Origin of the sequence: Pseudomonas sp. B21-036 (assembly GCF_024748925.1) — a bacterium.
Taxonomy (GTDB): domain Bacteria; phylum Pseudomonadota; class Gammaproteobacteria; order Pseudomonadales; family Pseudomonadaceae; genus Aquipseudomonas; species Aquipseudomonas palmensis.
Window position 1 is genome coordinate 3,435,732 of record NZ_CP087178.1, and the last position, 21,062, is coordinate 3,456,793.

General features: G+C 67.0%; 20 protein-coding genes and 1 pseudogene. 18 read left to right on the forward strand and 3 right to left on the reverse strand.

What is annotated here, in order from left to right:
• Position 1 precedes the first annotated feature (1 nt).
• From LOY33_RS15435 to LOY33_RS15445, 3 genes are read left to right on the forward strand one after another with little or no spacing between them, the layout of a single operon-like run.
• Positions 2-760 (forward strand): ABC transporter ATP-binding protein, encoded by a 759-nt coding sequence (locus LOY33_RS15435; protein WP_229589366.1) that lies wholly within the window; start codon positions 2-4, stop codon positions 758-760.
• Between the two features lie 48 nt (positions 761-808).
• Positions 809-1,945 (forward strand): ABC transporter substrate-binding protein, encoded by a 1,137-nt coding sequence (locus LOY33_RS15440; protein WP_043861069.1) that lies wholly within the window; start codon positions 809-811, stop codon positions 1,943-1,945.
• A gap of 32 nt (positions 1,946-1,977) precedes the next feature.
• Complete coding sequence (locus LOY33_RS15445; protein WP_258659352.1) at positions 1,978-3,258, forward strand: OprD family porin; 1,281 nt, start codon at positions 1,978-1,980, stop codon at positions 3,256-3,258.
• A 215-nt stretch (positions 3,259-3,473) separates the two neighbouring features.
• Here the strand turns inward: LOY33_RS15445 and LOY33_RS26095 are convergent, their stop codons facing one another.
• The 3 genes and pseudogenes from LOY33_RS26095 to LOY33_RS15455 all read right to left on the reverse strand — a co-directional run bounded on the left by LOY33_RS26095 (position 3,474) and on the right by LOY33_RS15455 (position 6,144).
• Positions 3,474-4,307 (reverse strand): methyl-accepting chemotaxis protein, encoded by an 834-nt coding sequence (locus LOY33_RS26095; protein WP_371920459.1) that lies wholly within the window; start codon positions 4,305-4,307, stop codon positions 3,474-3,476.
• Between the two features lie 30 nt (positions 4,308-4,337).
• Positions 4,338-5,111: pseudogene (locus tag LOY33_RS26100) on the reverse strand (cache domain-containing protein); the annotation flags it as partial.
• Between the two features lie 145 nt (positions 5,112-5,256).
• Positions 5,257-6,144: an SDR family oxidoreductase gene (locus tag LOY33_RS15455; protein ID WP_054916111.1), complete on the reverse strand. Its 888-nt coding sequence runs from the start codon at positions 6,142-6,144 to the stop codon at positions 5,257-5,259.
• A 113-nt stretch (positions 6,145-6,257) separates the two neighbouring features.
• Between LOY33_RS15455 and LOY33_RS15460 the strand changes: the two genes are divergently transcribed.
• The 15 genes from LOY33_RS15460 to abaF all read left to right on the forward strand — a co-directional run bounded on the left by LOY33_RS15460 (position 6,258) and on the right by abaF (position 21,038).
• Positions 6,258-7,235 carry a LysR family transcriptional regulator gene (locus tag LOY33_RS15460; RefSeq protein WP_088515457.1) on the forward strand — a complete coding sequence of 326 codons (978 nt, stop codon included), beginning with the start codon at positions 6,258-6,260 and terminating at the stop codon, positions 7,233-7,235.
• A 42-nt stretch (positions 7,236-7,277) separates the two neighbouring features.
• Positions 7,278-7,982 (forward strand): GntR family transcriptional regulator, encoded by a 705-nt coding sequence (locus LOY33_RS15465; protein WP_043861088.1) that lies wholly within the window; start codon positions 7,278-7,280, stop codon positions 7,980-7,982.
• A gap of 152 nt (positions 7,983-8,134) precedes the next feature.
• Complete coding sequence (locus LOY33_RS15470) at positions 8,135-9,067, forward strand: 4-hydroxyproline epimerase (RefSeq protein ID WP_100633773.1); 933 nt, start codon at positions 8,135-8,137, stop codon at positions 9,065-9,067.
• Entirely contained in the window at positions 9,064-10,179 is a 1,116-nt protein-coding gene (locus LOY33_RS15475; RefSeq protein ID WP_309475757.1) for an FAD-dependent oxidoreductase, read from the forward strand. The genes LOY33_RS15470 and LOY33_RS15475 overlap by 4 nt, the downstream gene beginning before the upstream one ends.
• Positions 10,172-10,408, forward strand: a complete 237-nt coding sequence (locus tag LOY33_RS15480) for a 2Fe-2S iron-sulfur cluster-binding protein (protein ID WP_043861063.1) — start codon at positions 10,172-10,174, stop codon at positions 10,406-10,408. The genes LOY33_RS15475 and LOY33_RS15480 overlap by 8 nt, the downstream gene beginning before the upstream one ends.
• On the forward strand, positions 10,405-11,661 hold the full coding sequence (locus LOY33_RS15485; RefSeq protein WP_258659353.1) for an FAD/NAD(P)-binding oxidoreductase: 1,257 nt from the start codon (positions 10,405-10,407) through the stop codon (positions 11,659-11,661). Before LOY33_RS15480 ends, LOY33_RS15485 begins: the two co-directional genes overlap by 4 nt.
• 74 nt (positions 11,662-11,735) lie before the next feature.
• A complete protein-coding gene (locus LOY33_RS15490) occupies positions 11,736-12,485 on the forward strand; it encodes an AraC family transcriptional regulator (RefSeq protein WP_043861061.1) in 750 nt (249 codons plus the stop codon).
• A 248-nt stretch (positions 12,486-12,733) separates the two neighbouring features.
• Positions 12,734-13,552, forward strand: coding sequence for a transporter substrate-binding domain-containing protein (locus tag LOY33_RS15495; protein ID WP_043861060.1), 819 nt, complete (start codon positions 12,734-12,736; stop codon positions 13,550-13,552).
• Between the two features lie 10 nt (positions 13,553-13,562).
• Positions 13,563-15,344 (forward strand): aconitase X, encoded by a 1,782-nt coding sequence (locus LOY33_RS15500; RefSeq protein ID WP_078480793.1) that lies wholly within the window; start codon positions 13,563-13,565, stop codon positions 15,342-15,344.
• A complete protein-coding gene (locus LOY33_RS15505) occupies positions 15,337-16,002 on the forward strand; it encodes an amino acid ABC transporter permease (RefSeq protein WP_043861058.1) in 666 nt (221 codons plus the stop codon). The genes LOY33_RS15500 and LOY33_RS15505 overlap by 8 nt, the downstream gene beginning before the upstream one ends.
• Before the next feature lie 10 nt (positions 16,003-16,012).
• On the forward strand, positions 16,013-16,663 hold the full coding sequence (locus tag LOY33_RS15510) for an amino acid ABC transporter permease (RefSeq protein ID WP_043861057.1): 651 nt from the start codon (positions 16,013-16,015) through the stop codon (positions 16,661-16,663).
• Entirely contained in the window at positions 16,656-17,378 is a 723-nt protein-coding gene (locus LOY33_RS15515; RefSeq protein WP_054916116.1) for an amino acid ABC transporter ATP-binding protein, read from the forward strand. The genes LOY33_RS15510 and LOY33_RS15515 overlap by 8 nt, the downstream gene beginning before the upstream one ends.
• Before the next feature lie 116 nt (positions 17,379-17,494).
• Positions 17,495-18,523 carry a trans-3-hydroxy-L-proline dehydratase gene (locus LOY33_RS15520; RefSeq protein WP_054916117.1) on the forward strand — a complete coding sequence of 343 codons (1,029 nt, stop codon included), beginning with the start codon at positions 17,495-17,497 and terminating at the stop codon, positions 18,521-18,523.
• A 124-nt stretch (positions 18,524-18,647) separates the two neighbouring features.
• Entirely contained in the window at positions 18,648-19,565 is a 918-nt protein-coding gene (locus LOY33_RS15525; RefSeq protein ID WP_043861054.1) for a dihydrodipicolinate synthase family protein, read from the forward strand.
• An 81-nt stretch (positions 19,566-19,646) separates the two neighbouring features.
• A complete protein-coding gene (abaF, locus tag LOY33_RS15530; RefSeq protein ID WP_213605811.1) occupies positions 19,647-21,038 on the forward strand; it encodes a fosfomycin efflux MFS transporter AbaF in 1,392 nt (463 codons plus the stop codon).
• The last annotated feature ends 24 nt before the right edge of the window (positions 21,039-21,062 follow it).

Below are 21,062 nucleotides of genomic sequence, written 5' to 3' on the forward strand. Positions count from 1 at the left end.
CCTGCTGGATGTGCGCAACCTGTCGATCAACCACGGCAAGGTCGAGGCGGTACGCAACCTCGACCTGCACCTGGAGGAAGGCCAGATCGTCAGCCTGATCGGCCCCAATGGCGCCGGCAAGACCACCCTGATGGCGGCGCTGATCGGCCTGCTGCCCTGCCAGGGCCAGGTGACCTACGCCGGCCAGGCGTTGCTGGGCCACCACGACGTGGCCCAGCGCATCGACCAGGGCATGGTGCTGGTGCCCGAGAGCCGCGAGCTGTTCGGCCTGATGAGCGTGGAGGACAACCTGCGCCTGGGCGCCTTCAGCCGCCACCGGCGCGGTTTTCGCGACCATCAGCAGACCCTCGATGAGGTGTTCGGGCTGTTCCCGCGCCTGCTCGAACGGCGCCAGCAGGCCGCCTGCACGCTGTCGGGCGGCGAGCGCCAGATGCTCGCCATCGGCCGCGCGCTGATGGCCAAACCGCGCCTGCTGATGCTCGACGAACCGAGCCTGGGCCTGGCGCCGCGGGTGATCGGCGAGATCTTCACCATCTTCGACACCCTGCGCCAGAGCGGCGTGTCGATCCTGCTGGTGGAGCAGAACGCCCGCGCTGCGCTGAAGATTTCCGACTACGGCTACGTGCTGGAGGTCGGCGAGATCGTGCTTGAAGGCGACGCCCAGGCGTTGGCCAGCAACCCCCGGGTGGTCGAAAGCTACCTGGGCCGCGCACCCGCGCCCACCGCCACCACGGAGGTGATCAGCGCTACCGGCACGTAGCGCCCCGCAGCACTTGCCACACCCATAAAAACAATATCAGGAGCTTGCATGAAACCTATTCTTCCCTTGCTGTTGCTGGCCACGCTGTCGACCGCTGCACAGGCCGACATGACCGTCGGCGTGATTCTCTCCACCACCGGCCCGGGGGCCTCGCTGGGCATCCCCGAGCGCAATACCGTGGCGCTGCTGCCCAGGGAGATTGCCGGGCAGGCCGTGAAATACGTGGTACTGGACGATGCCAGCGACAGTACCGCCGCGGCCAAGAACGCGCGCAAGCTGGTCAGCGAGCACAAGGTCGACCTGCTGATCGGCTCGACCACCGTGCCCACCTCGGCAGCAGTCGCGCAGATCGCCAAGGAGAGCCAGACCGCGCAGATCGCCCTGGCACCGTTCAGCCCCGCCAGCGGCGAGCAGAGCTGGATCTTCACCATCGCCCAGACCAACACCCTGATGGCCCAGGCGCTGATCGAGCACATGCAGCAGAACGGTGTGAAGACCCTCGCCTACATCGGCTACAACGATGTGTGGGGCGAAGACTGGCACAAGGTGCTCAGCGAAATGGCGCCGGCGGCAGGCATCACGCTGGTGCGCGACGAGCGCTTCAACCGCACCGACTCGTCGGTCAGCGGCCAGGCGCTGAAGGTGATGAGCAGCAAGCCCGACGCGGTGCTGATCGGCGCCACCGGCACCCCGGCGGCGCTGCCGCATACCGAGCTGCGCCGGCTGGGCTACAAGGGCACCGTGTACCACACCCACGGCGCGGCCAACAGCGCGTTCCTGCGCATCGGCGACAAGGCGCTCAACGGTGCGATACTGCCGGTGGGCCCGGTGGTGGTGTGGGACAAGCTGCCCGCCAGCCACCCCTCCAAGGCCATCGCCAGCCAGTACGCGCAGGACTACCAGGCCAAGTACGGCGACAACAGCCTGTCGCCGTTCGGCGCCTACCTGTACGACGCCATGCTGCTGGTGCAGGCGGCCACCCCGGCGGCGCTCAAGGGTGCCGAGCCCGGCACCGCGCAATTTCGCCAGCAACTGCGCGACCAGCTGGAGCAAACCCGCGACGTGGTCGGCACCCATGGCGTGTACAACCTCAGCGCCACCGACCATTTCGGCCATGACCAGCGCGCGCGTGCACTGGTGAGCGTGCAGGACCAGCAATGGGTCCTGCTGCATGCCCCTGAATAAACCCCCACAACAATAATAAAAAAGGCAGATCCATGAGCACTCTGAAACGGGTCAACACCACCCTCGCCCTCGGCACCCTGTGCGGGCTCAGCCCGGCACTGCTGGCCCAGGGTTTCATCGAAGACAGCAAGGCCACCCTGACCGCGCGCAACTACTACTTCGACCGTGACTACAAGGGCGAATCGGCGCAGTCGGCGACACGCGAATGGGCCCAGGGCTTCATCCTGCGCTTCACTTCCGGCTACACCCCGGGCACCGTCGGCTTCGGCCTGGATGCCCAGGCCATGCTGGGCCTGAAACTGGACTCCAGCCCCGCGCGCACCGGCACTGGGCTGCTGCCGTTCGACCCCAGGGACCGCGACCCGCGCGACGATTATTCGGAGCTGGGCCTGACCGGCAAGGTCAAGGTCTCCAGGACCGAACTGCAGGCCGGCACCCTGGCACCGTTTTCGCCGATCCTGTTCGCCAGCCCCACGCGCCTGCTGCCGCAGACCTTTCGCGGGGTGCAGTTCAAGTCCCAGGACATCGACAACCTGACCCTCAGCGGCGGGCGCCTGGACCGCATGAACCAGCGCGATTCCACCAACTACCAGAAGATCACCGTCGCCGCGCCCAACCGGCGCTTCAATGGTGCGGCCGAGTCGGACAGCTTCACCTATGGCGGCGGCGACTATCAGTGGTCCGAGCAGCTGGTGCTCAAGTACTACCATGCGCAGCTGGAGGACATCTATCGCCAGGACTACGTCGGCTTCGTCGACAACCGTGCGGTGGCGAACGGGCGCCTGAAGACCGATGTGCGTTACCACATCAGCGGCGAGGACGGCCCGGCCAGGGCCGGCAAGGTCGACAACCGTACCTTCGGCGTGATGAGCACCTACAGCCTGGGCGCACACAGCCTGGGGCTGGGCTACATGCAATTGAGCGGCGATACGGCGATGCCGTACATCGCCGGGTCCGAGCCGATGGTGGTGAGCGAGGGCGCATTGAGCAGCGAGTTCCTCAACCCCAAGGAGCGTACCTGGCAGGTGCGCTATGACTACGACTTCGTCGCCCTGGGCGTACCGGGGCTCAAGGGCATGCTGCGTTACCTGGACGGCAGCCGCATCGAATTGCCGAATGCGCTGGGCGGCAGCGGGCTCAGCGAGAGCGAGAAGGACATCGAGTTGTCGTATGTGGTGCAGAGCGGCACGTTCAAGAACGTTGCATTGCGGTTGCGCCATGCGTGGTACCGCAATGACTTTGCCTCGACTGCGGCGTTCAGGGATGACAACGAGCTGCGGGTGAACGTGGATTACACCGTGGCGCTTTGGTAACGCGCTGGCATCGTGTGTAGATGAACAAACGCCCCGGCTTGCCGGGGCGTTTTGCGTTGGCAGCGTCGAATCACCGCGGTACCTGTAGGAGCCGGCCTTGCCGGCGAACGGGCGCGCTGCGCTCGCGGGGCAGTCAGGCCGCCTGTGCCGGTCCTGCTGGTGCTTCGCACCAGTTCGCGGGGCAAGGCCCGCTCCTACACGTCCGTTGCCGCGCCCTACCCCGTAACCACCTGCCCCACCTGCTCCTCCAGCTGCTGCGCCAACGCCCTCAACTCATCACACGACTGGCGCGTCTGCTCGATGGTGCGCGCGCTCACCGTCGAGGCGTCGTGGATGCGCGTGACGCTGCGGTTGATACCGTCTGCCGTGGCCGCCTGCTGCTCCGCCGCACTGGCAATCTGCAAGGTCATCTGGCTCACCGTGGACGCCGACGCATCGATCAACGCCAGCGCCTGCCCCGCCCGCGCCGAGGCAGCCACCGGCTGCTGCGCCGACTCGACGTTGGCGCCGATCTGCGCCGCCGCCTGGCTGGCACCGGCCTGCACGCGGTTGATGATCTGCTGGATCTCAAGCGTCGACTGCTGCGTACGCCGCGCCAACGTGCGCACCTCGTCCGCCACCACCGCAAAGCCACGCCCATGCTCACCCGCGCGCGCCGCCTCGATGGCAGCATTCAACGCCAGCAGGTTGGTCTGCTCGGCAATCGCGGTGATCACGTCCAGCACGCGCCCGACACTGCCCGAGTCGGTGGCCAGTTGGTCGACCACGCTGCGGCTGTGCTCCAGCGCCTCGGCCAGCGCACCAATCGCCTCACCGGCATCGCGCACCGTGGCGCTGCCGGCCGTGGCCTGTTGCTCGGCATCGCGGGTGGCGCTGGCGGCGACGCTGGCGTTGTGCGCCACGTCCTGCACGGTGCTGACCATCTCGCTCATGGCCGTGACCACGCTGTCGGTCTCCAGTTGCTGGGCCTGCATGCTGCGCTGCGCCGCCTCGGTGATCTGCCCCAGGCTGTCGCTGGTGCTGGAGATGCGCTGGCTGGCCTTGGCCATGCTGCGGGTGACGCGGTGCGCAGCCTCCACCAGGCGGTTGAAGCTGTGCGCCACCTGGGTCAGCTCGTCGAAGCCGTCGGTGGGCAGGCGCAAGGTCAGGTCGGTGTGGCCATCGGTGGCGCGGGCCAGCGCCTGCACGGTGTGGTTGAGCGGCCGGGTGATGCTGCGAATCAGCAGCCAGGCGCACAGCGCCATGCCGAGCAACGCCACCAGCACCAGCAACGCCGGCATGCGCAGCACCGTGTTCACTTCGTGGCGCACGTCCTGCGGGTGGATGCCGCTGGCCAGCACCCAGCCCCAGGGCTTGAACAGCACCACCTCGGACACCTTGAATTCCGGCGCCTGCCCGGCTGCCCGCGGAAACCAGTACTCGACCGTGCCGCGCCCCTGGGCCACGGCCCGGTCGATCATTTCACGGGCGAACGGCTTGCCGTTGACGTCCTTGAAATCGGCCTGCGACTTGCCCACCAGGGCGGGTGCCTTGGGGTGCATGAGCATGCGGTGCTGCAGGTCGAGGATCAGCAGGTAGTTGTCGCCCAGGTAGCGAATGCGGCTGACCATTTCTGCCGCCTGGCGCTGCGCCTCGGCGCGGCTCAGGTGGCCTTCCTCGGCCTGCTTCTCATAATGCGCCAGCAGGGTGGATGCGGTGTCCAGCGCAGTGCCGACACCGGCCATCTTCTCCTGCAGCAGGCTGCGTTGCAGGGTCAGCCCCAGCCAGCCACTGAGCAACACGACAAACAGGGTGATACCGATCACCAGCACGGTGATGCGGGTGCTGATACGCAGATGTCTCAACCCGATCATAGGGGGCAATACCTCATTTTATTGTTATGCACGAAGGCGCAAGGCGCACCGCGCACAAACATACACTATTGTATTTTAAAATGAAGATTGACCAGCTTCTAATCTGGCATTTACCCCTTACAAAAAGATTCAGACATGTATTCGATCAGTAGGCGAATGCAGCCCGGTGCTTGCGCACGAAATCCACCCAGCGCACCGGCTCGCGGCCGGTGATGGCCTGGAAGTTGTCGAACACCTGGTCGACCCCGGGGATGGTGCCGGCGGCCATGCGCGTGAAGTTGTCGTGCACGCAGCTCATGTAGGCCATCTCGGCGCCGGCGGCGCGCATGTTTTCGAGAAACACGTCGGGTGATTGCGCGTCATAGCGAAACGGCTGGCCGAGTACCTCGCTCATCACCTGTGCCACCTCGTCGTAGGACTTCACGTCGTAGCCCAGGCGGTAGGTCTGCCCGGCATGGCGCTGCGGGTGCAGCAGGGCCTGCGCCGCCACCCGCGCCACGTCTTCGCCGTCGACCCAGCTGAACCGCGTGTGGCCGGTGTACTGTTCGATCACGCCGTTGCGCACGGCCTGGGTGCCGTCGTAGCTGAGCAGGTTCTGCATGAAGCACTCCGGGCGCAGGTGGGTGAAGCTGAAGCCGCACCATTGCACATAGCGCTCCACGAACTGGTGCCAGGCCCAGTGGCCGATGGTGGCGTCGTCGTCGCCACAGGCCCCCAGGTGCACCACGTGCTGCACCCCGGCGTGGCGTGCGCGGTCGAGAAAGGCCTTGCTCTGGCGCAGCATGTCGACGCTGTAGCCGGTCACCAGCAGCACCCGGTCGACGCCCTGCAGGGCCGGCGCCAGGGTGTGCTCGTGGTCGAAATCCATGATCACCGTGCGGATGCCACGGGCCTCGAAGGGCTGCGCCTTGGCCGGCGAACGCACGGCGGCCACCAGTTCGATGGTGTCGTCGCCTTGCAGAAAGCGCAGGGTGTCGCCGCCGATCTGGCCGGTGGCGCCGGTGATGAGGACGGTGGGCTTGGTGTCGTGCATGCTCGCAACCTGTTGTGCAGTAGAGGTTGAATCAGGCTACTCGGGAACAACCGGCGTATTGGCGATATGTTTTACCGGGTAAAGTGACTGCAATTCATCAATGGGGTGGGCACATGTATTCTTCGGAACGCCTCAAGGGCATCGACGTGTTCGTCTGCGTGGCCGACCTGGGCAGCTTCAAGGCCGCGGCCGAGCGCCTTAACCTGACCGGCTCGGCAGTCAGCAAGAGCGTCGCGCGGCTCGAGGCGCGGCTGCACACGCGCCTGTTGGCACGCACAACACGGCGCGTGGCGCTGACCGAAGCCGGGGCGGCGTTCTATCGCACCTGCACCGGCGTGCTGGCCGAGCTGGAAGAGGCGGAGCTGGCGCTGAGCACCCAAGACGCCGAGCCGCGCGGCCGGGTACGCATCGACCTGCCGGCGGCCTTCGGGCGCCTGCACGGGCTGCCGGCGATTCTGGCCTGCGTGCGCGAGCATGCGTTGCTGATGCCGCACGTGACCTTCTCCGACCGCTTCGTGGACCCGGTCGAGGCCGGCATCGACCTGTTCGTGCGCATCGGCGGGCCGCAAAGCTGGCCGGCGGCGGTGGGGCACCATTACCTGGGCTCGCAGCGCGTGGTGTTCTGCGCCGCCCCCGCGTACCTGGAGCGCCATGGCGAGCCCGGCAACGAGCTCGAACTGGAACGCCACAGCTGCATCGTGTACGGGCTCAATGACGGCATGGTCGGCCCGTGGCACTTCCCTACCGCCCGCCCCGGGCATACCGAGCGTCGGATCATGCCGGCACGCATGGCGGTGGGCGATGCCGAGGGCCAGGTGGCCGCGGTGCTGGCCGGGCATGGCATCGCACAGCTGCCGACCTGGCTGATTCGTCGTCAGCTGGAAGACGGCAGCCTGGTGCAGGTGCTGGCGCCGCTGGCCACCGACGGCCTGCCGATTCACCTGGCGTGGCTCAAGAGCCGGCAGGCGCAGCCCAAGGTCGCGACGCTGCTGACGCACCTGCGCCAGTGCCTGTCGGGGGACGGTTTCGAGCCGCCGTCGCCGTCATCGTGTGGCAACGCGTCGCGCTCCCGGGCGAACGTTTCCAGATAATTCGTATACCATATCCCTAAATCCCCTCGAATGATTGCCACCGTGAACCTACCCAAACTCAACGCGCCGGACCTGGGCAACACGCCCTCCACGTCCGAGATCATCACCCGGCACCTGCGCGATGCCATCGTGGCCGGGCACTTCGACGAAGACGAGCCGATTCGCCAGGACGACATCGCGCGTCAGTTCAACGTCAGCAAGATCCCGGTGCGCGAGGCGCTCAAGCGGCTTGAGGCCGAGGGGCTGGTGATGTTCCAGCGCAACCGGGGGGCGATGGTCACGCGCTTGTCGGACTTCGAGCTGGCGCAGATGTTCGAGGTGCGCATGTTGCTGGAGGACAAGGTGTTGCGCCTGGCCATCCCGAACATGACCGAGGCCACGTTCGAACAGGCCGAGCGCATCTGCCAGGAGTTCATTGGCGAGAACGATGTGGGCCGCTGGGCGCAGTTGAACTGGGAGTTGCATGCGTGCCTGTACGAGCCGGCGCAGCGACCGTTTCTGGTGAGCATGATCCGTTCGGTGAACGACAAGCTGGAGCGGTACCTGCGCATGCAGATGAGCCTGTCGGCGGGCAAGGAGCGTGCCGACCACGAACACCGCGAGATCCTCGATGCATGCCGGGCGGGTGATGTGGAGCGCGCGGTGGGCTTGCTGGATGAGCATATTGCGGGGGTGTGCGAGACCTTGCTGGAGCACTTGCCGATGGCCAAGCCCCACCCCAGTCTGGAGCCGGGCCAACAAGGCTGACCTCTCAAAACCCCCAGGCCATGGCGCGTTGCAACAGTTCGGACATGTCATGGCCCTATGCCGATTTCGTCATCCACACCGCGCAATTCCATCAAGACGCCACCCCCCACCAACCGCCACCCTTGCGTCCATACCCCCAACGGACGCGCCCCATGAAACGCATCACCGTGATCGACTCCCACACCGGCGGCGAACCCACGCGCCTGGTCACCGCAGGCTTCCCCGACCTGGGCCACGGCAGCATGGCCGAACGCAGGCAACAGCTGGCCGAACACCACGATCAGTGGCGCGCCGCCTGCATGCTCGAACCCCGCGGCAATGATGTGCTGGTGGGCGCACTGCTCTGCGAACCGGTCGACCCCAGCGCCTGCGCCGGGGTGATCTTCTTCAACAACACCGGCTACCTGGGCATGTGCGGCCACGGCACCATCGGCCTGGTGATCTCGCTGGCCCACCTGGGCAGGATCGGCCCCGGCACCCACACCCTCGAAACCCCCGTGGGCAACGTGCAAGCCACCCTGCACGACGACCACTCGGTCAGCGTGCGCAATGTACCCGCCTACCGCTATCGCCACGCCGTCAGCGTGCAGGTGCCCGGCATCGGCGAAGTGACCGGCGATATCGCCTGGGGCGGCAACTGGTTCTTCCTGGTGGCCGAGCACGGCCTGCGTGTCAGCGGCGACAACCTCGACGCGCTCACCGCCTACACCGTTGCCGTGCAGCAGGCCCTGGAAGATCAGGGCCTGCGCGGCGAGGACGGCGGCCTGATCGATCACGTCGAGCTGTTCGCCGACGACCCCGACGCCGACAGCCGCAACTTCGTGCTGTGCCCCGGCAAGGCCTATGACCGCTCGCCCTGCGGCACCGGCACCAGCGCCAAGCTGGCGTGCCTGGCCGCCGACGGCAAGCTGCAACCGGGCCAGATCTGGCGCCAGGCCAGCGTGATCGGCAGCCAGTTCGAAGGCTCGTTCGAAACCGCCGGCGATCGCATCGTGCCGACCATTCGCGGCCGCGCGCATATCAGCGCCGAAGCCACGCTGATCATCGAGCAGGACGACCCGTTCGCCTGGGGCATCCGCCTGTGACCCAGGGCCTGGCCGCCGATGTGATCGTGGTGGGCGCCGGCATCATCGGCGCGGCCTGCGCCCAGGCCCTGGCCCGGCGCGGCCTCGACGTGCTGGTGCTGGATGCCGGGCTGCCCGGCGCCACCGCCGCCGGCATGGGCCACCTGCTGGTGCTGGACGACAACCCCGCCGAACTGGCCCTGAGCCAATACTCGCTGCAACGCTGGCGCGACATTGCGCGCAACCTGCCCGAAGGCTGCGCCTACCGCAGCAACGGCACCCTGTGGCTGGCCGCCAACGCTGAAGAAATGGCCGTGGCCGAGCACAAGCATGCCAACCTGCGCGCCCATGGGGTGATCTGCCAGCTGGTCGGCGCACCTCGATTGCGCGAACGCGAACCGCTGCTGCGCGAAGGGCTGGAGGGCGGCCTGCTGATCGAGGACGACGGCATTCTGTATGCCCCGGCCACCGCGCGCTGGATGCTCGACCAGCCGCGCATTCGCCAGCGCCAGGCACGGGTCGCCGAGGTGGATGGCGCCCGCGTGCGCCTGGACGACGGCCAGTGGCTGGCCGCCACGGCCGTGGTGCTGGCCAACGGTATCCAGGCCACCGAACTGTGCCCCGAACTGCCGATACAACCCAAGAAGGGCCACCTGCTGATCACCGACCGCTACCCCGGCCAGGTCACCCACACCCTGGTGGAACTGGGCTACGTGACCAGTGCGCACAACGCCAGCGGCCCGTCGGCCGCGTGCAATATCCAGCCGCGCCCTACCGGCCAGCTGTTCATCGGTGCCTCACGCCAGTTCGGCACCACCGACCCGCAGGTGGAAGGCTGGATGCTTGCCAGGATGCTCAAGCGCGCCACCGAATACGTGCCGGCGCTGGCCCAGCTCAATGCGATTCGCGCCTGGACCGGCTTTCGCGCCGCCAGCCCCGACGGCCTGCCGCTGGTGGGCCAGCACCCGCGACGCCCCGGCCTGTGGCTGGCGGTGGGGCATGAAGGGCTGGGCGTGACCACGGCCCCGGCCACCGCCGACCTGCTGGTGGCGCAACTGTTCGACGAACACCCGCCCCTGGCCGCACAGGCCTACCTGCCACAGCGTTTTCTCGGAGAACCGACCCATGCCTGAACTGACCCTGGACGGACGTGCCCTGCGCGTGGCCGAAGGCACCAGCGTGGCCGCTGCACTGGCCCTGGCTGGCGACGGCTGCACGCGTACCTCGGTGAGCGGCCAGCGCCGCGCACCGCTGTGCGGCATGGGCATCTGCCAGGAATGCCGGGTGAGCATCGACGGCCGGCGCCGCCTGGCCTGCCAGACCCTGTGCCGCGACGGCATGCAGGTGGAGACCCGCGCATGAGCGCCCATGCCGACGTACTGATCATCGGCGCCGGCCCGGCCGGCCTCAATGCCGCACTGGCCGCTGCCCCCAGCGGTGCACGCATCGTGCTGCTGGACGACAACCCCTGGCCCGGCGGGCAGATCTGGCGCGACGGCCCGCAGGCCAGCGTGCCGGCGCAGGCACAGCGCCTGCGCGAGCACGTGGGCGCCTTGAACAATGTGCAACACCACCCGCAGACCCGCGTGATCGCCGCCACCGGCCCGCGCCAGTTGCTGGTGGAAGACGCCGAGCGCGGCTGGGTGATCGACTACGACACGCTGATCCTGTGCACCGGCGCACGCGAACTGCTGTTGCCCTTCCCCGGCTGGACCCTGCCCGGCGTGACCGGTGCCGGTGGCCTGCAGGCACTGATCAAGGGCGGCCTGCCGGTGCGCGACCAGCGCGTGGTGATCGCCGGCAGCGGCCCGCTGCTGCTGGCCAGCGCTGCCACGGCGCGGCACAACGGCGCGCAGGTGGTAGGCGTTGCCGAACAGGCAACCCGCGGCGCGGTGGCGGGTTTTGCCGCACAACTGCCGCGCTGGCCAAACAAGCTGCTGCAAGCGTTCGGCCTGTTCGACCGCCACTACCGCACCGACAGCCATGTGGTGGAGGCACTCGGCACCGAGCGCCTCGAAGGCGTGCGCCTGCGCCAGCACGGCAAGCTGGTCGAGCTGGCCTGCGAGCGCCTGGCCTGCGGCTTCGGCCTGATTCCCAACAGCCAGCTCGGCCAGGCCCTGGGCTGCACACTCCACGGCCAGGCGCTGGCCGTGGACGCGTGGCAGGCCACCAGTGCGCCGGGCCTGTTCGCGGCCGGGGAATGCACTGGTTTTGGGGGCAGCGAACTGGCGCTGGTGGAAGGCACCATTGCCGGGCTGGCGGCCGTGGGCGACCGCCAGGGCGCCGCCCGCCACTGGCCGCAGCGAGCGCGCTGGCAGGGCTTCGCCAAGGCGCTCAACCACGCCTTCGCCCTCGCCCCGCAGCTCAAGCAACTGGCCCGCCCCGATACCCTGGTATGCCGCTGCGAGGACGTGCCCTACAGCAAGCTCGCCGGCCAGCGTGACTGGCGCGAGGCCAAGCTGAGCAGCCGCTGCGGCATGGGTGCCTGCCAGGGCCGGGTGTGCGGCGCCGCAGCGCAGCACCTGTTCGGCTGGCAGCCCTCGGCGCCGCGCCCGCCGTTCAGCCCGGCGCGCATCGAGACCCTGCTGTGCCTGGACGACACCCCGCCCGCATGAAACGCACCCCGGGGCTTTCGAGGCGGGCGCCGGATCTCTATGATCCCGAAGGTGCCCACCAGACCGTCAGCGCCATGTACGTATCGCTCAACAGCTTCCAGCCCTGCGACCTGCCCAGCCTGCTGAGCAGCCTGCAGCCGATCGCGCCGCTGCTCGATACGCTGAGCGACGTGGTGTTCTTCATCAAGGACACCCAGGCCCGCTACGCCTTCGTCAACCACACCCTGGCGCGGCGCTGCGGCTTCAGGCACAGCCACGAGCTGCTGGGGCTGACCGCCGACAGCGTGTTCCCCGAACGCTTCGGCCCGCTGTACACCGCGCAGGACCGCCGCGTGCTCGACAGCGGCCGCGAGCTGGCCGACCAGCTCGAACTGCACCTGTACTTCGGCAACCAGCCGGTGTGGTGCCTGACCCACAAGCTGGCACTGTTCGACACCCAGGGCCAGATCGTCGGCCTGGCCGGCATCTCCCGCGACCTGCAGGCGCCCCAGGCCAGCCACCCCGGCTTCGATCGCCTGGCGGCGGTGGATGCGCACATTCGCGAGCACTTCGCACGGCCCGTGAGCCTGGCCGAGCTGACCGCGATTGCCGGGTTGTCTGCCGCGCAGCTGGAGCGCAACTGCAAGCGCGTGTTCCAGCTCACCCCGCGCCAGATGATCCACAAGGTGCGCCTTGAAGAAGCCTCGCGGCTGCTGCACCACAGCGACCTGCCGATCACCGAGATCGCCCTGCGCTGCGGCTACACCGACCACAGCGCGTTCAGCCGCCAGTTCCGCGCCCTCACCAGCCTGTCGCCAAGCCAGTACCGCGATACCCGCCGCTAGACGCGGTGTGTTCCTTTAGGGTGCGCCGCCGCGCCCACTGCTCCCATATGTAACACCGCCGGCACCGGCCAGCGTTTCCTGCGCACCGCCCGCCTGCCCTGCCGGATTCAACGCAAGTCCTCTGGCTCAAGGGCCGCAAAGCAATTGCATCGCGCGGGCAAAAACAGGCACGCGCATTGCTATAAAAATATCGTATACGAAATTCACAATACGCCCGCTACCAGCACCTTCCGACAAACGAGGCTTCCATGAAAAACCCCGCTTTTGTTGTAGCTCTCAGCGCTGTGCTCAGTACCTCCTTCATCGCCACCGCCCAGGCCGACAAGCTCGATGACATCATCGGCTCCGGCAAGCTGCGCTGCGCCGTGACCCTGGACTTCCCGCCCATGGGCTTTCGCGACGACGCCAACAAGCCGGCCGGCTTCGACGTCGACTACTGCAACGACCTGGCGAAGGTCCTCGGGGTAGATGCCGAGATCGTCGAGACGCCGTTCCCGGACCGTATCCCGGCGTTGGTCTCGGGGCGGGCCGACGTGATCGTGGCGTCCACCTCCGACACCCTGGAGCGGGCCAAGACGGTCGGCCTCACGGTGCCCTACTTTGCCTTCCAGATGGTCGTGCTGACCCGCGACAACACCGGCATCAACAGCTTCGACGACATCAAGGGCAAGGCCCTGGGCAACACCAGCGGCACCTATGAAGCCATCGCGCTGGAGAAGGACGTGAAGCAGTGGGGCAGCGGCAGTTTCCGCGCCTACCAGTCGCAGAACGACACCATCCTGGCCGTGGCCCAGGGGCACATCGATGCCACCGTGGTGACCAACACCGTGGCCGCCGCCACGCTCAAGTCGGGCAAGTACAAGAACCTGAAGATCGCCGGCAACGCACCCTACGTGATCGACTACGTGTCGCTGGGGGCCAAGCGCAACGAGTACGGCCTGCTCAACTACCTCAACCTGTTCGTCAACCAGCAGGTACGTAGCGGCCGCTACAACGAGCTGTTCGTCAAATGGGTAGGCACCGATATCCCGCCGACCGACCTGACCGTGCCGAAGGTCTACTACTGAGGTGCCCGGCATGCCCAGCCCTTCCACTGCCCTGAACGGGCGTAGCCTGGTCGATGGCGCGGCCAGTGGCGAGTTGCTGTTCGCCGACATCGGCCTGAGTTTCTGGGGCGGTGTCGACGCCTTCAGCGGCGAGGTCATCGACCGCCATCACCCGCTCAGCGGCGCACACCTGGCCGGCCGCGTGCTGGCCATTCCCAGCGGGCGCGGCTCGTGCACCGGCAGCAGTGTGATGATGGAGCTGATCAGCAACGGCCATGCACCGGCGGCACTGGTGCTGGCCGAGCCGGATGAGATCCTGACCCTGGGCGTGCTGGTGGCGCAGTTGCTGTTCGGGCGCTCGCTGCCGGTGCTGTGCATCGGCCAGCAGGCCTTTGCCGCCCTGCGCGGCAAGGCCTTCGCGCAGGTGCAGGGCGAGCGCCTGGTGCTGTTCGACCAGGCCCCCGCCGAGGCGCTGCCGGCAGCCCCCGCCAGCCCGCCGGCGGCGACGCGCCCGACCACCCTCACCCTTACCGACCACGACCAGGCCTTGCTCGCGGGCGACCTGGGCAAGGCCGCGCAGGTGGCGATGCAGATCGTGCTGCGCATGGCCGAGCTGCAGGGCGCACACAGCCTGGTGGACATCAGCCAGGCGCATATCGACGGCTGCATCTACACCGGCCCCGCCAGCCTGCGCTTTGCGCAGCAGCTGGTGCAGTGGGGCGCCAGGGTGCGGGTGCCGACCACCCTCAATTCGATTTCCGTGGACCAGCGCCGCTGGCGCGAACTGGGTATCGACGCGGCGCTGGGCGAACCTGCCAGTGCGCTGGGCGATGCCTACATGGCGATGGGCGCGCAGATGAGCTTTACCTGCGCCCCCTACCTGCTCGACAGCGCGCCGAAGCTCGGCGAGCAGATCGTGTGGGCCGAGTCCAACGCCGTGGTGTACGCCAACAGCGTGCTCGGCGCGCGTACCCTGAAGTACCCCGACTACCTGGATATCTGCATCGCCCTGACCGGCCGCGCGCCGCTGATCGGCTGCCACCTGGAGGCCCAGCGCAAGGCGCGGGTGCAGATCGACCTGCCGGCGCTGACCCACCTGGACGATGCGTTCTACCCGCTGCTGGGCTATCACATCGGCGCCATGGTCGGCAGCCGGATCCCGCTGGTGACAGGGCTGGAGCGTTTTGCCCCGACCCACGACGACCTCAAGGCCTTCGGCGCCGCGTTCGCCACCACCTCGGCGGCGCCGCTGTTCCATATCGCCGGGGTCACACCCGAAGCGCTGGACCCGGCCCAGGCGGTCAGCGCGGGCGAGGTGCTGCCGGTAAAACGCATTGCCCTGGCCGACCTGCTGGTGAGCTGGCGCGAGCTGAACAGTGCCCGTGACAGCCAGGTGGACCTGGTGTCGCTGGGCAACCCGCACTTCTCCCTGGGCGAGTTCGCGCACCTGGCACAGCTGTGCCGCGGGCGCACACGCAACCCGGCGGTCAGCCTGGTGATCACCTGCGGCCGTGCGGTGCTGGAGCAGGCCCGTGACGCCGGCCACCTTGCCCCGATCGAAGCCTTCGGCGCGGTGCTGGTGACCGACACCTGCTGGTGCATGCTCGGCGAGCCGGTGATCCCGCCCGCCGCCCGCACACTGATGACCAACTCGGGCAAATACGCCCACTACGCCCCCGGGCTGGCGGGCCGGGCGGTGCATTTCGCCAGCCTTGGCGAGTGCGTCGAGGCCGCCTGCACCGGCAGCGCCAGCGGTCGCCTGCCGGCCTGGCTGCAACCGGCCGCCCCACAGGAGAGCCCCGCGCATGTTTGACTACACCTTCCAATGGCGCTCGGCCCTGCGCGCCCTGCCCGACATGCTGGCCGGTGCCTGGGTCACCTTCGAGACCGCCGCGCTGTCGATGATCTTCGGCGTGCTGATCGCCCTGGCCTTGACCGTGATGCGTGAAGCGCAGCAGCCGGTGTTGCGCGGCATCGGCAATGCCTGGGTATCGATTGCGCGCAACACCCCTTCGCTGTTCCAGATCTACATCCTGTACTTCGGGCTTGGCTCGCTGGGGCTGCACGTGAGTTCGTGGTTCGCACTGCTGGCCGGCATCACCTTCAACAACGCCGGGTACCTGGCGGAGAACTTTCGCGGCGGGCTCAAGGCAGTGCCGACCACGCAGATGCGCGCGGCACGCTCGCTGGGCATGAGCGCGTTCCAGGCCTACCGCATGATCATCGTGCCGCAGTTGCTGCGGGTGGTGTTCTACCCCTTGAGCAACCAGATGGTGTGGGCGGTGCTTATGACCTCGCTGGGGGTGATCGTGGGGCTCAACAACGACCTCACCGGCGTGACCCAGGACTACAACGTCAAGACCTTCCGCACCTTCGAGTACTTCGCCATTGCAGCGGTGCTGTATTACCTGATCGCCAAGCTGATCGTCGCGGTGGCCCGGCTGATGGCCTGGCGGCTGTTCCGTTACTGAGGAGCTGTCCATGTTTTCTACAAGCTTTACCTGGAACGACATGCTGTTCCTGCTCGACGGGGCCTGGGTCACCCTGCAGCTGACCTTCTGGTCGATCATGCTGGGCTCGGTGGCCGGGCTGGTGTTCGGCCTGCTGCGTGCGCTGCTGCCACGCGCCAGCCTGCCGCTGGCCTGGGTGCTGGATGTGTTTCGCAGCGTGCCGCTGCTGATCCAGTTCGTGCTGTTCAACTCGTTCAAGAGCATCGTGGGCCTGAACATCAGCGCCTTCAGCGTGGGCTGCATCGTGCTGGGGGTGTACGCCGCGGCGTACTTCACCGAGATCGTGCGCAGCGGTGTGCTGGCGGTACCGCCCAGCGTGCGCCGGGCCAGCCGGTCGCTGGGCCTGAGCTACCTGCAGGACCTGCGCTGGATCGTGCTGCCGATGGCCTCGCGGGTGGCCTTTCCGGGCTGGCTGAACCTGGTGCTGAGCGTGATGAAGGACACCGCGCTGGTGATGTGGATCGGCATCGTCGAATTGCTGCGCGCCTCCCAGACCATCGTCACACGGATTCAGGAACCCCTGCTGGTGCTGTGCATCGCGGGCCTCATCTATTACGTCATGAGCCTGGTGGTCGCACGCCTGGGCGCCCGACTGGAAAGAAGGTGGCAAGAAAATGATTGAGATCGACAACGTACACAAATCCTTCGGCGACCTGGAAGTGGTCAAGGGCGTGAGCCTGACGGTGAACAAGGGCGAGGTGGTGTCGATCATCGGCGGTTCGGGCTCGGGCAAGTCGACCCTGCTGATGTGCATCAACGGCCTGGAGCCGATCCAGAAGGGCAGCATTCGCGTGGACGGCATCGAGGTGCACAACCGCGCCACCGACCTCAACCGCCTGCGCCAGAAGATCGGCATCGTGTTCCAGCAGTGGAATGCCTTCCCGCACCTGACGGTGCTGGAGAACGTGATGCTGGCGCCGCGCAAGGTACTGGGCAAGAGCCGCGAGGAAGCCGAGGCACTGGCGATCCAGCAGCTGACCCACGTGGGGCTGGGCGACAAGTTCAAGACCTTCCCCGGCAAGTTGTCCGGTGGTCAGCAGCAGCGCATGGCGATTGCCCGGGCGCTGGCGATGTCGCCGGACTACATGCTGTTCGACGAGGCCACCTCGGCGCTCGATCCGCAACTGGTGGGCGAAGTGCTGGACACCATGCGCATGCTTGCCGAGGACGGCATGACCATGGTGCTGGTGACCCACGAGATCCGCTTTGCGCGGGATGTGTCGGACCGGGTGGCGTTCTTTCGCAACGGGCTGGTGCACGAGATCGGCTCGCCGGACCAGGTGATCGGCAATCCGCAGCAGCCGGAGACGGCGGCGTTTCTCAAGTCAGTGAAGTAACCAGGGGCCTCATCGCGGGTCAAGCCCGCTCCCACACAGATCAGCCCATACCCTGTGGGAGCGGGCTTGACCCGCGATAGGCTGCGCAGCAGCCCCAATCAATCAGGAGCCAGGCAATGCGTTCATCAAAGGTGATTCATGTAGTCAGCTGCCACGCCGAAGGCGAGGTCGGCGATGTGATTGTCGGTGGCGTCGCGCCGCCACCGGGCGACACCCTGTGGGAACAGTCACGCTGGATCGCGCAGGACGACACCCTGCGCAATTTCGTGCTCAACGAACCGCGTGGCGGCGTGTTCCGCCACGTCAACCTGCTGGTGCCGCCCAAGAACCCGGCCGCGCAGATGGGCTGGATCATCATGGAGCCGGCCGACACCCCGCCGATGTCCGGCTCCAACTCGCTGTGCGTGGCCACGGTGTTGCTCGACAGCGGCATCCTGCCGATGACCGAGCCGCAGACCCGTTTGGTGCTCGAAGCCCCCGGCGGCCTGATCGAGGCCGTGGCCGAATGCCGGGACGGCAAGGTGCAGCGCGTGGAGGTCAGGAACGTGCCCTCCTTCGCCGACCGCCTGGACGCCTGGATCGAGGTCGAGGGCGTGGGCTCGCTGCAGGTCGACACCGCCTATGGCGGCGACAGTTTCGCGATTGTCGATGCCCAGCGCCTGGGCTTCGCCATTCGCCCCGACGAGGCCGCCGACCTGGTGGAGGTGGGCCTGAAGATCACCCGCGCCGCCAACGAACAACTGGGTTTTGTGCACCCGCTCAACCCCGGCTGGTCGCATATCTCGTTCTGCCAGATCGCCGCGCCCATCGTGATGGAGAATGGCGTGGCCACCGGTGCCAACGCGGTGGTGATCCAGCCCGGCAAGATCGACCGCTCCCCCACCGGCACCGGCTGTTCGGCGCGCATGGCAGTGTTGCAGGCCAAGGGCCTGATGCAGGTGGGCGAACGCTTCATCGGCCGTTCGATCCTGGGCTCGGAGTTCCACTGTCGCATCGATTCGCTGACCGAAGTGGCCGGGCGCGCCGCCATCTACCCGTGCATTTCGGGGCGCGCCTGGATCACCGGTACCCATCAGTTGCTGCTCGACCCCGCAGACCCGTGGCCACAAGGCTACCGACTGTCGGACACCTGGCCCGGCGCCTGATCGCTAAGCCCTTGATTCACAAACCCTAAGCAAAAAGACCAGCAAAAACCCCGAAATAACGCTGGTCTGCTTCACACACATAAAATATCGTATACGAAATACTAACAACCACCGGAGACAACCAATGAGCAAGCGCATCAACTGGAGTGGCGTGTTCCCTGCGGTCACCACCCAATTCAACGACGACTTCTCCATCAACCTGGAAAAAACCCACCAGGTGATTTCCAACGTGATCCGCGACGGCGTGTCGGGCCTGGTGGTGTGCGGCTCGGTGGGCGAGAACACCTCGCTGACGGCCGAAGAAAAGATTGCCGTGACCGAAGTGGCGGTGGATGCCTCGCGTGGGCGTGTGCCGGTGATCTGCGGCGTGGCCGAGTTCACCAGCGTGCAGGCCGCCAAGGTGGCCAACGCGGTGCGCAAGGTGGGCGTGGACGGGGTGATGCTGATGCCGGCGCTGGTGTACGGCTCCAAGCCGTTCGAGACCGCCGAGCACTACCGTTACGTGGCCAAGCATGCCGACGTGCCGCTGATGGTCTACAACAACCCGCCGATCTACAAAAACGACGTGACCCCGGACATCCTGATTTCCCTGGCCGACTGCGACAACGTGGTGTGCTTCAAGGATTCCTCCGGCGACACCCGCCGCTTCATCGACGTGCGCAACGAGGTGGGTGACCGCTTCGTGCTGTTCGCCGGCCTCGACGACGTGGTGCTCGAAAGCATCGCGGTGGGCGCCGAGGGCTGGGTGTCGGGCATGTCCAACGTGTTCCCCAAGGAGGGCGAGACGATCTTCCGCCTGGCCAAGGCCGGACGCTTTGCCGAGGCCATGCCGATCTACGAGTGGCTGATGCCGATCCTGCACCTGGATGCCCGCGCCGACCTGGTGCAGTGCATCAAGCTGTGTGAAGCCATTGCCGGTCGCGGCAGCGCGCTGACCCGTCCACCGCGCCTGGCCCTGCCAAAGGACGACCGCGAGTTCGTCGAGCAGATCATGGCCAAGGCCCTGGCCAATCGCCCCGAACTGCCGGATGTCGGCCTCTGAGTGAGTGCCGGGCGGGCCTCTCTGCGGGGCCCACCCGGCGCGCCTGTTTTTCTGTCTTGCGCCTGCACAGGAAACGCCAGCATGAGCACTGCACACCCCTCTCCCCGCGCATCCACCGCCCCGGCGGGCCTCAAGCGTGTGGTAGCGGCCGCCATGGCCGGTACCGTCGCCGAATGGTATGAATTCTTTCTCTACGGTACGGCCTCGGCACTGGTGTTCGGCCAGTTGTTCTTTCGCCAGACCGACAGCCCCATCGACGGCATCATCGCCGCCTTCGCCCTTTACGCCGTAGGTTTTCTGGCCCGCCCGCTGGGCGGCCTGGTGTTCGGCCACTATGGCGACAAGTTCGGGCGCAAGCGCCTGCTGCAACTGAGCCTGGTGGTGGTCGGCATCACCACCTTTCTGATGGGCTGCCTGCCCGGTTTCGACAGCATCGGCTACGCCGCGCCCATCCTGCTGGTGCTGCTGCGCCTGATCCAGGGGTTCGCCTTTGGCGGCGAATGGGGCGGCGCGATTTTGCTGGTGTCCGAGCACTGCCCGGACAACCGACGCGGCTTCTGGGCCAGCTGGCCGCAGGCCGGCGTACCGGCCGGCAACCTGCTGGCCACGGTGGCGCTGCTGGCGCTGTCGAGCACCCTGAGCGAGGAGCAGTTCCTGGCCTGGGGCTGGCGCGTGGCGTTCTGGCTGTCGGCACTGGTGGTGCTGATCGGCTACTGGATCCGCACCAGCGTGGATGATGCCCCGATCTTCAAGCAGGCCCAGGCCCGCCAGGCGCAGCACAAGGTGCAGCAGCTGGGTGTGGTGGAAGTGCTGCGCCATCACTGGCGTTCGGTACTGGTGGGCATCGGCGCCCGGTTTGCCGAGAACATCCTGTACTACACCGTGGTGACCTTCTCGATCACCTACCTCAAGCTGGTGGTGCACAAGGACACCTCGCAGATTCTGCTGCTGATGTTCGGCGCGCACCTGCTGCACTTCTTCCTGATCCCGCTGATGGGCTACCTGTCCGACCTGGTGGGACGCAAGCCGGTGTACCTGACCGGTGCGGTGCTGACCGCGTTCTGGGGCTTCGTCGGCTTCCCGATGATGGACACCGGCAACAACTGGCTGATCATGGCGGCGATCACCCTGGGCCTTGCCATCGAGTCGATGACCTATGCGCCCTACTCGGCGCTGATGGCCGAGATGTTCCCCACCCATGTGCGCTACACCGCCTTGTCGCTGTGCTATCAGGTGGCGCCGATTTTCGCCGGCTCCCTGGCACCGCTGATCGCCATCACCCTGCTCAACAAGTACAACAGCTCGACGCCGATTGCCTGGTACCTGGTGGGCGCCGCGGCGATCTCCATCGTCGCCGTCGGCCTGACCCGTGAAACCCGTGGCAAGTCGCTGCACCTGGTCGACGCCGAGTCGGCCGAGCGGGTTGCCGCCAGCACCGACACCGCCAGCGCTCGCGGCAACTCGCTGGCCTGAGCCCAAACCCTTTCAACAGGAGGT